The 12,741-nt window shown below is 47.0% G+C and carries 9 protein-coding genes and 1 tRNA gene; 7 read left to right on the top strand and 3 right to left on the bottom strand.

The features are described from left to right. Nucleotides 1–180 precede the first annotated feature (180 nt). The 4 genes from VN105_RS18535 (at nucleotide 181) to VN105_RS18520 (ending at nucleotide 6,349) form a co-directional block, all read left to right on the top strand. Nucleotides 181–254 (top strand) — tRNA-His (locus tag VN105_RS18535). 122 nt (nucleotides 255–376) lie between these two features. Then, nucleotides 377–964 carry a DUF445 domain-containing protein gene (locus tag VN105_RS18530; RefSeq protein WP_325643018.1) on the top strand — a complete coding sequence of 196 codons (588 nt, stop codon included), beginning with the start codon at nucleotides 377–379 and terminating at the stop codon, nucleotides 962–964. Between the two features lie 192 nt (nucleotides 965–1,156). After that, nucleotides 1,157–3,712 carry a TonB-dependent receptor domain-containing protein gene (locus tag VN105_RS18525; protein ID WP_325643017.1) on the top strand — a complete coding sequence of 852 codons (2,556 nt, stop codon included), beginning with the start codon at nucleotides 1,157–1,159 and terminating at the stop codon, nucleotides 3,710–3,712. Between the two features lie 168 nt (nucleotides 3,713–3,880). Further along, on the top strand, nucleotides 3,881–6,349 hold the full coding sequence (locus tag VN105_RS18520) for an outer membrane beta-barrel protein (protein WP_325643016.1): 2,469 nt from the start codon (nucleotides 3,881–3,883) through the stop codon (nucleotides 6,347–6,349). A gap of 33 nt (nucleotides 6,350–6,382) precedes the next feature. On the opposite strand, the gene VN105_RS18515 is transcribed toward VN105_RS18520, so the two are convergent. Then, complete coding sequence (locus tag VN105_RS18515; protein ID WP_325643015.1) at nucleotides 6,383–7,036, bottom strand: protein-L-isoaspartate(D-aspartate) O-methyltransferase; 654 nt, start codon at nucleotides 7,034–7,036, stop codon at nucleotides 6,383–6,385. A 124-nt stretch (nucleotides 7,037–7,160) separates the two neighbouring features. Between VN105_RS18515 and VN105_RS18510 the strand changes: the two genes are divergently transcribed. Both VN105_RS18510 and VN105_RS18505 read left to right on the top strand, forming a co-directional pair. Further along, complete coding sequence (locus VN105_RS18510) at nucleotides 7,161–8,885, top strand: phospho-sugar mutase (RefSeq protein WP_325643014.1); 1,725 nt, start codon at nucleotides 7,161–7,163, stop codon at nucleotides 8,883–8,885. A 91-nt stretch (nucleotides 8,886–8,976) separates the two neighbouring features. Continuing rightward, nucleotides 8,977–9,915, top strand: a complete 939-nt coding sequence (locus VN105_RS18505) for a DUF2279 domain-containing protein (RefSeq protein WP_325643013.1) — start codon at nucleotides 8,977–8,979, stop codon at nucleotides 9,913–9,915. 4 nt (nucleotides 9,916–9,919) lie between these two features. Here the strand turns inward: VN105_RS18505 and VN105_RS18500 are convergent, their stop codons facing one another. After that, nucleotides 9,920–10,417 (bottom strand): phosphoribosyltransferase family protein, encoded by a 498-nt coding sequence (locus VN105_RS18500; RefSeq protein ID WP_325643012.1) that lies wholly within the window; start codon nucleotides 10,415–10,417, stop codon nucleotides 9,920–9,922. A gap of 177 nt (nucleotides 10,418–10,594) precedes the next feature. Here VN105_RS18500 and VN105_RS18495 point away from each other — a divergent pair, with 177 nt between their 5' ends. Next, complete coding sequence (locus VN105_RS18495; RefSeq protein WP_325643011.1) at nucleotides 10,595–11,911, top strand: (Fe-S)-binding protein; 1,317 nt, start codon at nucleotides 10,595–10,597, stop codon at nucleotides 11,909–11,911. Nucleotides 11,912–11,951: 40 nt separating this feature from the next. Here VN105_RS18495 and VN105_RS18490 read toward each other — a convergent pair. After that, nucleotides 11,952–12,741 (bottom strand): hypothetical protein (locus VN105_RS18490; RefSeq protein ID WP_325643010.1); only part of this gene is annotated, 790 nt, incomplete at its 5' end.

Below are 12,741 nucleotides of genomic sequence, written 5' to 3'. Positions count from 1 at the left end.
AATAGAGGTGCTTGTTAATGTTGCTGCCGGCGGACATTAACAAATAAAAAGAGTTTTAATATCGGTGTCCGGTATTTCATTTGGAGAATATGAGCTATATATAATCGCTTGAATTTTTTTTATTCAAAGTATTTGGAATTTAAAAATAGTTTCGCTTATCTTTGCACTCCCAATAAAACGGTGGTTGTAGCTCAGTTGGTTAGAGCATCAGATTGTGGTTCTGAGGGTCGAGGGTTCGAAACCCTTCAATCACCCGAAAAGCAAAAAAGGCTTCTGTAAAAAGAAGCCTTTTTTATTTTCATTCATGTTTATTTCCAGGTTTGTTTTATTCTTTTTGGTCCCCGAATTTTTACATTTGTGAAAATCAATTCATTCAATGATCTTTTTCCTTCCCCTCATCGCTGCTTTCATCGGTTGGTTACTCAATGGCCTGGCTGTTACCCTCCTTTTCCGTCCCCACAAACCCGTTAAACTGGGCTTTATCACCCTGCAGGGATTGTTTCCGAAAAAACAACCGCAACTCGCCCGTAGTATAGGCACACTGGTAGCGCAACAGTTTTCCTTCGATGACATCAAAAGCAAAATGACCGATCCGGAGAAGATCAAAAAAATTATTCCACTGGTAGAAGCGCATCTGGACAGCTTCCTGCGGGAAAGATTACCAAAGGCAATGCCCGTTCTCTCCATGTTCATCGGCGATAGTATCGTAAACCAGATAAAAACACACCTGGTGGCGGAACTGGACACACTGTTCCCCGTACTGATCAGTCAATACCTCGACAACCTAGAACAGGACCTTCACCTGGAAGAGATCATATCACAGAAAATTACCACCATCTCCGCTGCTCAACTGGAAACCATTACTCACAACCTGCTGGGCCGGGAACTGCGCAGTTTCAAACTCCTTGGCGCCATCAGCGGACTGCTTACAGGGTTCATCTGCATGGCCATCTCCCTCCTTTAATTCCCTGAAAAACGCTATGTTAACTACTGTTAAGATGAGCGCTTTGTTAACTACTGTTAAGACCTCTTAGCGCTTATATTTGCAATTTCCTGCGTGTATTAATTCCACTCATCACAATCTCAAACCATTCATACCTGCACCCCGATACTTTTGCCCTGTCTGAGAAGAAAGTCCGGATAAAAAATGATAAGGATGAAAAAATGCTACGCAGTTCTTGCTGGTATGCTTTTATGGCAGGCGCATGCTTTTGCACAGGCGCCCGCATCTGCAGCCCCACGGCAGGGACAGGGACAGGGACAACAGGGAAGACCCAATATGCCTCAGATTGGCCACTTATATGGCAAACTGGTGGACGCTAAAACAGGAAAGCCGATAGAATATGCTTCCGTTACTTTATTAAGGTTAAAAGATTCTTCACTGGTGACAGGTATGCTCACCAAACCCAATGGCGACTTCAGCCTGGAGAATCTCCCGTTTGGCCCCATGATACTACGTGTTAACTTCATGGGCTATACGAACGTACAAAAGAAAGTAAGCATCACACCGCAGGCTACTGAACAGGATCTTGGCAATATCAAATTGCAGCAGAATGTAAAAACACTGCAAAGCGTTGAAATCACCGGCCAGAAAAGTGCGTTTGCCATGGGTATCGATAAAAAAGTATTTAACGTAGACAGGAATCTTAGCAGTGTTGGCGGAACCGCGCAGGATGTGCTGAAAAGCGTGCCCTCTGTAAATGTGGATCTCGACGGAAATGTGACCGTCCGTAATGCTTCCCCCAATCTCTTTGTAGATGGCAAACCCTCCACCCTTACGCTTGATCAGATCCCGGCCGATGCCATAGAAAGCGTTGAACTTGTTACCAACCCTTCTGCCAAATATGATGCGGAAGGCATGTCGGGCATACTGAATATTGTGCTGAAGAAAAACCGCAAAGCCGGCTTCAATGGCTCAGTGAATGCAGGCATCGGAACAGGTAATAAATATAATGGCGGCGGCAATATCAATATCCGCCAGGGTAAGTTCAACGTATTTGCCAACTATAATATCAATGCCAACCGGAACTGGGCAGATGGAAGCACCAACCGCAGCAACTACTTCAATGGTCAGAAAGCAGATACCAATTATCTCCTTCAGAACAGTAACAGCACCAGCAAGCCAATGTTCCAGTTCGGACGGTTCGGGCTGGACTATATGCTCGATAACAGGAACACCATTTCCATTTCACAAAATATTGTGGCAGGCGATTTTAAAAATAACGAAGACCTGAAAAGCACTTTTGCAGATAAAACACATACGGTAACCGGTATCAGCGACCGCCTGAACAATAATAACTTCAGCTTCCGCAACTACACCACCGCACTGAGCTTTAAACATACTTTTGCACAGCCCAATAAAGAATGGACTGCCGACATTAACTATAACACCAGCAAAAATAACCGTAACGGCGATTATCTCACACAGGCGCAAAACGCTGCAGGATCACCACTCGGGCAGGCATTGCTGCAAAACAATACCACCAACGGTAAAACTACCTTCGTTACTTTCCAGACAGATTACACAAATCCCATCGGGAAGAACGGCAAGCTGGAACTGGGCGCCAAAGCCACTTTACGCGATTATACCAGTATGTATAACGTGTATGATAAAGATACCATCAGCGGTCAGTTCATCAACAACCCGCAGCTTTCCAACAATTACAAATACAACGAGCAGGTGTATGCCGGTTACGCCAACTTTGCCAATACAATGGGCAACTTCGGCTACCAGGCAGGTTTACGCGTAGAACAATATGTATACGCCGGCGAAAATGAGGGTACCAAATATAAGCCCACAAAGGCTGTACCGGGATTCTTTCCAAGCATTTTCCTCTCGGAAAAATTAAAGAACGACCAGGAACTGCAACTGAATTATTCCCGGCGTGTGAACAGGCCCACCTTCTTCCAGCTGATTCCCTACCGCGATTACAGCGATCCGCAGAATCAACGGGAAGGTAATCCCAACCTGAAACCGGAATATACCAACAGCTTTGAGCTTTCGTACGTAAAGAACTGGGGAAACAATAACTTCCTGGGTAGCCTGTATTTCAGGAATACCAACAACATGATTTCTACCATCAGTACACCTATTGGCGCAGATACACTGCTCACACAATACATCAACGCCAACAGGAGCAACTCCTACGGCGCTGAACTTACCATGAAAAACCAGGTGGTAAAAGGATGGGATCTCACCACCAACGTAAACCTGTATCAGACAGATATGAAGGTAAACGCGAACGGACAAAACTATGATAACAACGGTTTCAGCTGGTTTGCCAAAATAAACTCCGAAACAAAATTACCGGCCAACTTTACCATGCAGGTAAATGCCACTTACCAGGCGCCTACCATTGCGCTTCCTTCATCAGGTGGTCGCGGAGGCGGTGGGTTTAACCAGATCCCAAGCTCCGCACAGGGCACCATCAAAGGATTCAGCACTGTGGATGTGGCCGTGAAAAAAGAGTTCCTGAAAAATAAAGCCGCTGCGGTAACACTCAGCTTATCCGATATTTTCAATACCCGCCAGTATGAGCTGAACCAGGTATCACCGGAGTTTGCACAGGATTACATCCGCAAACGCGAATCGAGGATACTGAAACTTAACTTCAGTTACCGCTTCGGAAAATTTGATGCTTCCCTGTTCAAAAAGAAAAAAAGAGATTCCGGAAACGATACGCAGATGGGCGACCCAATGCAAAGTTTCTAAAACATACTAAAGAAGGTGAATGCAAACCACAGGCCGGTTAGCAGTGCTACAGCACTCTGCCGGCCATGTTTTTTTAGCTACCACTCATCATATTTCGTGGATGTTTAAACATACTCCTGTTACTTTTACGCTGTTGTTGTATCATTATTAAAGTTGCTAAGTCCACGCATGCGAAATTTTTTCTCACTCATGGTCGTGCTGTTCGTTGCGTCATATAACGTAAACGCACAAACGCCAATTCCCACCAGCCTGAAAATAACAGGGAAAGTGGCTGATATCGTTACCGGGAAACCAATTGAATATGCTTCTGTAGTACTGCTGAAACAGGCAGACTCTTCTATGGTGACCGGCGCTTATACCACGCCCACCGGTACTTTTTCATTGAATAATATTACACCTGGCATTTATGTGGTGCGTGTCACTTTCATGGGATACGAAAAACTGGAAAAAGCTGTACGGGTTACAGAAGGAAAAAACACATTTGCCGGCACACTCCGCTTACAATCGGCCGGCAAAGTATTGAATGCCGTGGAAATAAAAGCAGAAAAGCCCGCTTTTTCCATGCAGATAGACAGGCAGGTATTTGACGCAGGAAACATGATCAATGCAGAAGGAGGTACCGGAACTGATATATTAAAAAATATCCCCAGTGTGGATGTGGATATCGATGATAACATTACACTCCGCGGCAAAAGCGTTACCATTTATGTAGATGGCAAACCCTCTCCTTTCGGGGACGCCAAAACCGCGCTGCAAATGATCCCGGCAGAGAGTATCGACCGTGTAGAGGTGATCAATAACCCCTCTGCAAAATTTGAAGCCAACGGCAGCGGCGGTATTATCAATATCGTACTGAAAAAAGACAAAGCCATCGGCTATAACGTGATGTTCAACGTAGGCGGAGCTACCCGCGGGGAAGGCTTTGGAAGCGCCAATGCCAGCCTGCGTATAAAAAGATTCAACTTCTTTGCCAACTACAACACCCGCTACGAAAAGGTGAACGGCAGCGGAAACAGCTTCCGTCAGAACCTGATAACAGACAGCAGCAATACCCGGTACTTCTCCCAAAAAAGTAAAAACGAAAACAACAATACCAATAACGGCGCCCGTTTCGGATTTGATTATTTCCTGGACGATCATAACACCTTCACCCTCTCCCAGGGACTGAACTTTAACCATAGCCAGAATGAAGACAATTTCCTCCTGAACTATATGGATGATAAAATGGAATCACTGCGTAACGGGGAACGCGTTAACAGCCCCTATAACCGCAGCAATAACAAAAATACCAATCTCAGTTACAAACATACTTTCGATAAACCCAACCAGGAACTCACCGCTTACATCAGCTACAGCGGCAATAACAGCAGCAGCGGAAGCAGCTACAATACCCAATATCACATCGCTTCGGTAGATACCCTTCCCAATGCGGACCGCCAGCGGAACAGGGGCACAAACGGCAACCGCTTCTGGAACATGCAATCAGATTATACCTCTCCATTTGGGAAGAAAGGCAAGCTGGAAGCAGGCGTGAAAGCCACCATGCGGCATATCGACAACGACTACCTGGCTACGCTGTTTAACTGGGACGTGGATGATTACGTGGTAAGCCCGGACCTGTCTAATAAATATAATTATGAAGAAGACATTTACGCCGGTTATGTAAACTTTGCCAATGCATTTGGTAACCTCGGCTACCAGGTCGGTGTACGTGCAGAACAATCGCAACTCAAAGGGTACTCCTTTACCAAAGATACCACGGTGAATAACCGCTTCTTTAACCTGTTTCCAAGCGTATTCCTGAAATACAATATGCCGAAGAACCAGAACCAGAGCCTGGTATTCAACTATTCCACCCGGATAGACCGCCCCAATTTTGACCAGTTGCTACCATATATCAATAACTCGGATCCCCAGAATATCCGTACCGGTAACCCGGAACTGCAGCCGGCCCTGTCGCATAAATTTGAACTCAGCTATTCCGTGTATTACCCGGAAACCAATAATTACCTGAGCACCAGTACTTACTATGCGCAAACCAACGATAATATAGACCGTATCAGTACCCTGGACACCATTTCCGGCGTTACTACCACCAAACCCATGAACCTGGCTACCCAGCAGAATATGGGAGGAAATGTGTCTTATAGCTTGAACCTTACCAAATGGTGGAAAGTATGGGCCAACCTGAACGTGGAATACAGCAAACTGACCAGTACTGCTGTAAACAATGAAAATTTCAGCTACGGCTTAAACGGGAATACGCAATTTCGTTTACCCGGCAGGTTTAGTGTGGAACTGGGCGGCCATTTCCGCTCTCCCCGCATCCAGCCCCAGGGAACTTTTAAGGCCATGAACGGAATAGATCTCGGGCTCCGTAAGGAACTGCTGGAAAGAAAGCTGGTGGTGGCGCTCAATATCTCCGACCTGCTCAATTCACAGCAGTTCAGTTCTCATTACGAAACCAATACCTTCATACAGGATTACGAGCGCAAACGCGCTACCCGCTTTATCCGGCTGAATATACGTTACCGTTTCGGCAAAATGGATCCTAACCTGTTCAAGAAAAAGAAACCACAGGAAGAAGAAGAAAAACAGGAAGAAGAAAAGCCCAAAGAGGGCACAGGCCGGCTTTGATAAACATTAGGGGCAGGGGATCACACTCCTGCCTTATTTTTTTCCGGCCAGCATGGGTACAAAGGAGAAGTTATCAAACAGTTCCTGCTCGTTCTCCGTTTCGCTGGTCCTGGTAATGCGCAACATGCGCTGCACCTCCTGCCCGCCCACAGGAATTACCATCTTTCCCCCGATCTTCAGCTGCTGCAGCAACTTTTCAGGAATATGGGGCGCTGCGGCTGTAACCAGCACTTTATCAAAAGGCGCATAGGTAGACAGGCCCTCATAACCATCTCCGTAAAAAAAACGGAGATTACGATATTGGGCTTTAAAAGGAAAATGCTTCACCTGGTCAAACAGCTTGCGTTGCCGTTCTATAGTAAATACATTGGCTTTCAGCTCAGCCAGTACACAGGCCTGGTAGGCGCTGCCAGTGCCTATTTCCAGCACTTTTTCGTAGGGCTTCACCTCCAGCAGCTGCGTTTGATAGGCCACTGTATACGGCTGCGAAATGGTTTGCCCCTCCCCGATGGGGAAGGCCCTGTCGTCGTAGGCTATACTTTCAAAAGCCGTATCAAGGAAAAAATGCCTGGGAATATTGCCAATAGCCGCCAGTACGTTTTCATCTGTAATACCTTTCTGACGGATACTATCAACGAGCTGTTTACGTAATCCTTTTTGTTTATAAGTATCTTCATACCGCCTCATGGCCGCAAAATTAACCAATACAAGGGATTTTCAATGTATTTTGAAATCGGTAATTTCACACATTCATTTTTTTATTTTTACTTTACAATCCATTTTAGCACTTACGGCTCACAAAAAAAAGACCATGGATATAAATATTCAAAGCAAAGTAGACCAATGGCTCAACGGTAATTACGACGCTGAAACCGTTGCCACACTGAAGAAAATGCAGGAGGGAAACCCCGATGAACTCAACGACGCCTTTTACCGTAACCTCGAATTTGGAACCGGTGGCCTCAGGGGCATTATGGGCGTTGGTACCAACCGCATGAATAAATATACCCTTGGAATGGCCACCCAGGGCTTCGCCAATTATCTCAAAAAAACCTTTTCCGGCGAAATTAAAGTAGCTATTGCACACGACAGCCGCAATAACGCCCGCTTTTTTGCCGAAACCGTTGCCAACGTTTTTGCTGCCAACGATATCAAAGTGTTTCTTTTTGAAAGCCTGCGCCCTACCCCGGAGCTTTCTTTCACGATCCGCCACCTGAAATGCCAGGGAGGCGTGGTACTCACCGCCTCTCACAACCCGAAAGAATACAATGGCTACAAAGCCTACTGGAACGACGGCGCCCAGCTGGTACCGCCGCACGACAACAACGTGATCCGCGAAGTGGAAAACATCGTTTCCCCGGATGATGTGAAATGGACCGGCGGCGAAGCCAATATCACCCTCATCGGGAAAGAAGTGGACGAAGCCTACCGGCAGGAGCTGCTCAGCCTGTCCATCAACCCGGACATCAACAAACAACAGCACGATCTTAAAATAGTATATACGCCTATTCACGGCACCGGTATCACCCAGGTACCCCAGTTGCTGGAACAATACGGTTTTACCAATGTAAACATTGTACAGGAGCAGGCTACCCCGGATGGTAACTTCCCCACGGTGGTATATCCTAACCCGGAAGAATCCGAAGCCATGAGCCTGGGCCTCAAAAAAGCCAAAGAACTCGATGCGGATATCCTCCTGGGTACCGATCCCGATGCGGATCGTGTAGGCATTGCCGTGAAAGACCTGAAAGGCGAATGGATCCTGCTCAACGGTAATCAAACCGGCGTACTGCTGTTTAACTACATCGTGGAAAGCCGCAAAAGCAAGGGCCTCGCCAAAGCAAACGATTATATTGCCAAAACGGTGGTAACCTCCGACCTGATCGATGTTTTTGCCGCAAAAAACAATATTACCTGCTATAACGTACTCACCGGCTTCAAATGGATTGCAGACCTGATCCGCCGTAAAGAACCAAAGGAAAACTTCATCTGCGGCGGCGAGGAATCTTACGGTTATATGATTGGCCAGAACGTGCGCGATAAAGACGCGATCGCATCTGTGGCCATGATCTGTGAAATGGCGGCCTATGCACGCAGCCAGGGAAAAACCCTGTTTGAACAGCTGATCGACATCTATGTACGCTACGGCTATTACATGGAAAGTTTGATTTCTATTACCAAGAAGGGCATGAGAGGCGCCGAAGAAATCGCCGAAATGATGCGCGGATACCGCGAAAATCCACCGGTTACCATCAACGGCTCACCGGTTGTAACCCTTTACGACTACCAGCTGCAGCAGATCAGGGACATCAAAACCGGCGATATCAAAGCGCTGGATCTCCCCAAATCCAATGTACTGCAGTTTGTACTGGCTGATGGCAGCAAAATATCCGCCCGCCCTTCCGGCACTGAACCAAAAATTAAGTTCTACTTCAGCGTAAACGCGCCGCTGGCCGGTGCCGGCGACTACGACAAGGTGACCGCTGAACTGAATCAAAAAATAAATGGCATTATTCAGGATCTGAAACTGAAATAAGCCCGTCGTCTGAAATGATGACAAAGCCCGGGAATGCTGAAAGATAGCCATCTACCCTTTTCAGCATTCCCGGTATTGTTTAGCTACCCGCATGAAAAAACCACTGCTTATCCTGATCCTGTTGCTGCCTTTCTTTGGCAGCATGGCACAAAAAAAAGTGCCTTTTTCCACTATACCCGATACCACCATCACTTCACGCGTATGGATCCTGAGCGGCGCTACTGCAGCTCTTTATGGCGCAGGACTGGCAGCGCTCAATACCGCCTGGTATAAAGGATATCCCAGGTCGGGCTTTCATTTTTTCAATGATATGGGCGAATGGAACCAGATGGATAAGGCCGGGCATATTTTCAGCGCTTACTTTATTGGTAAATACAGCCGGGAGATGTGGCGCTGGTCGGGATTACCGCGAAAAAAACAGATCTGGATCGGTGGCCTGAGCGGGTTTGCCTACCAATCGGTGATAGAAGTACTGGACGGCTACTCTTCCGAATGGGGATTTTCCTGGGGAGATATGAGCGCTAACGCCCTTGGCTCTGCCCTGCTCATTGGCCAGGAACTGGCATGGAACGAACAACGTATCCAGCTTAAATTTTCCGCGCATCCCCAACATTACAATGATCCCGTGCTGCAGCAGAAAGCGGATCAGCTGTTTGGTACTACTTTCTGGGAAAGGACCCTGAAGGATTATAATGGGCAAACATACTGGTTATCTGTAAACCTCTATTCGTTCCGGAAGGAAAGCCACTTTCCGAAATGGCTGAATATTGCCGTTGGATACGGCTCGCAGGGAATGATAGGCGGCCGCGATAATACCTGGACCGATGAGCATGGCATTGACCACGACTACAGCCAGCTGCAGCGTGTAAGGCAGTTCTACCTTTCACCGGATGTGGATTTCACAAAAATACACACCCGCAAAAAAGGCGTTAAAGTGATATTCCAGGTATTAAATATGCTGAAGTTTCCGGCGCCCGCCTTTGAAATTAATTCAAAAGGAAATGTAAAGCTACACGCCGTTTATTTCTGATCTCCTACTCAAAATAGGCGGATACGATCTCCTCACCGTTCATCTCTACCAACACCATATCCTGCAAGGTAGTGGCCAATGAATAACCAACAAAATCAACGGATAAAGGGAAGGATTTATGCTTACGGTCTACCAGCACAGCTGTCTGGATCTTTTTGGGCAGGAATTTCAACAGGGGTTTCAGCGCATACAGCATGGTACGGCCGGAGTTGGCCACATCATCTACCACCACTACCACTTTATTATTAAAATCTATTTCCTCGGATACCATCACATCACCGGGATGCTGCTTATCCAGGCGCAGTTCTATAATATGGATCTTCAGGGGAGAGATCTGCTCCAGGATAGCGGCCAGCTTATGCGCTATGATCACGCCGCGGTCCCAGATACCGGCTAATATAATATCGGTACCATCGCTGTTGTGTTCATAGATTTCATAAGCGATACGTTCAATTTTCTTTTGAATGATATCCTGTGTTAAAATGATGTTCCTGCTTTCCATGATTGCAAAAATAAGTAATTAGCCATTAGCAGTAAGCACTTCGCCAAAAAATCAAACTGATAAGAAGAAAAATCAAGCTAATCAGTATAATCAGCGTTCCAAGACAATTTACATCGCCGGAGGCGATCCCCGCGTTTAACTAAAAAAGGCATAAATTAGGGAGTCAAATCTGAGCTAATGCGAATCGTACAAGAATTATTATTTGTGATCCTATTCGGAACCGCGGTGTATCTTTTTGCCCAAAAGGCAAGCCGGATAAGGAAAAACATATTACTGGGACGTGATAAGGACCTTACCGATCATCCGGATCAGCGGTGGAGAAACCTCCTGTTGCTGGCTTTTGGTCAGAAAAAAATGTTCCGTAACCCACTGGTAGCTGTACTCCACTTTTTCGTATATGCCGGGTTCCTGATCATTAACATTGAAATCCTGGAAATCATCCTGGATGGTATTCTTGGCACACATCGTTTATTCGTTCCCGTATTGGGCGCCTTTTACCCGGTGCTGATCGGTTTATTTGAAGTGCTCGCCGTACTGGTGATTGCCGGTTGTGCCATTTTCCTGGTACGCAGGAATATATTAAAGCTGAAGCGCTTCATGAGCCGGGACCTGAACGGGTGGCCCCGGTCAGACGCCAACTATATATTGATCACGGAAATAGTGCTGATGCTGCTGTTCCTCACCATGAACACCGCCGACCAGGCCCTGCAGGCCAAAGGCGCTACGCATTATGCGGCTACGGGTAACTTCTGGGTGTCCGGCATGTTTACCCCGCTGCTGAGCGGGATGTCTGAAAGCGCGCTCACAGCGCTGGAACGTGGCTGCTGGTGGTTGCACATCATAGGCGTGCTGGCTTTCCTTAACTATCTTCCCTACTCCAAGCACCTGCATATTATCCTTGCCTTTCCCAATGCATATTATGCCAGCCTGGAACCTAAAGGAGAAATGGAAAACATGCCTGCTGTACAACATGAAGTACAGCTGATGCTGCAACCGGAACTGGCTGCCAATGCACCCGCCTCCGATACCATGCCTAAATTCGGCGCCAAAGACGTAACAGACCTTACCTGGAAAAACCTGCTGGATGCCTATAGCTGCACAGAATGCGGCCGTTGTACGGCTGCCTGCCCGGCCAATATTACCGGCAAACTCCTGTCGCCCCGCAAAATAATGATGGATACCCGCGACCGCCTGGAAGAAGTAGGCCGCAACATCAAAACCAATGGCGGCGCCTTTAAAGATGATGGCAAAGCACTGCTACGCGATTACATCCTGGAAGAAGAACTCCGCGCCTGCACCACCTGCAACGCCTGCGTACAGGAATGCCCGGTGAGCATCAACCCGCTGGATATTATCCTCCAGCTGCGCCGCCACCTGGTAATGGAAGAATCCAGCGCACCAGCCGAATGGACCGGCATGTTCAGCAATATCGAAAATAATATGGCCCCCTGGAAATTCAGTATGGACGACCGGGATAAATGGACCACGGAATAATCAGCATAAAAAAAGGAAGGTTTAAAACCTTCCTTTTTTTTTAATTCGCTCTTATAATCACATCCCTCGGCGCCCCGGGAATACCGTTTATTTGTTTGGTGGTTTCACCATTATGACCTGTACCTACATTCAGGTAGTAAATACTGCCCTCTACTCCCACCAGCAGCTGGTTACCATTCTCCAGCAACTTCAGCATCGTAATGGTTTTACCGCTAAAGCCGGAAGCCAGTTCCCTCACATCTTTATTCAATGGATTATACCGGTATACCTTATCTCCCTGCGAGAAATAAAATACGCCTACCGGCGATTCCACCCACAAAGTGGCTGCACTGATCTTATCGGCAATAACGGGCTTCCGTTTCTCCAGCGCATGGAAAACAGGATCCTTACCGGTCATGAACTCTACGCCAAACCGGAGCTCCCTGATCTCCCCGGCGCTGTCGCAAAACGCATAGCATTCGTTATCTGAAAAACGGCCCAGGTGCAGCATATCCATCTTGAGGTTCTTGGGCGTAAAGGCAGAATCTTTTACAACATAATTTGTATCAAGATAATTCCCCCAGTCCATTCTCACCAGCTTTCTTTTGGTTTCCTCGAAACCCAGGAAATACCCCTGGTTATCGGGATCGCTGGCTATAATGGTGGAAGCCAGGCTATAAGTACCTGATAACGGTATGCCCATAAAACCGTAATAGGTGGCAAATGGCGCCGTTTCGGTAGCGCCGCGGTATAATTGCTTATTAATAATTCCCGCAGGTACACCAAGACTGGTAGGTATAAATGCAGATACCTGCAACGGACCCGGATCTGAATAAAAATTCTGCGCCAGT

The sequence above is a fragment of the Chitinophaga sp. genome, from assembly GCF_035564935.1.
Lineage (GTDB): Bacteria > Bacteroidota > Bacteroidia > Chitinophagales > Chitinophagaceae > Chitinophaga.
The sequence above is the reverse complement of the archived record's forward strand: the minus strand, read 5'-3'. Positions and strand labels throughout refer to the sequence as shown.

Coding starts and splice junctions, on each gene's coding strand:
- VN105_RS18530 (WP_325643018.1), top strand. CDS start 377: ATGATCTTTTTCCTTCCCCTCATCGCTGCTTTCATCGGTTGGTTACTC.
- VN105_RS18525 (WP_325643017.1), top strand. CDS start 1,157: ATGAAAAAATGCTACGCAGTTCTTGCTGGTATGCTTTTATGGCAGGCG.
- VN105_RS18520 (WP_325643016.1), top strand. CDS start 3,881: ATGCGAAATTTTTTCTCACTCATGGTCGTGCTGTTCGTTGCGTCATAT.
- VN105_RS18515 (WP_325643015.1), bottom strand. CDS start 7,036: ATGAGGCGGTATGAAGATACTTATAAACAAAAAGGATTACGTAAACAG.
- VN105_RS18510 (WP_325643014.1), top strand. CDS start 7,161: ATGGATATAAATATTCAAAGCAAAGTAGACCAATGGCTCAACGGTAAT.
- VN105_RS18505 (WP_325643013.1), top strand. CDS start 8,977: ATGAAAAAACCACTGCTTATCCTGATCCTGTTGCTGCCTTTCTTTGGC.
- VN105_RS18500 (WP_325643012.1), bottom strand. CDS start 10,417: ATGGAAAGCAGGAACATCATTTTAACACAGGATATCATTCAAAAGAAA.
- VN105_RS18495 (WP_325643011.1), top strand. CDS start 10,595: ATGCGAATCGTACAAGAATTATTATTTGTGATCCTATTCGGAACCGCG.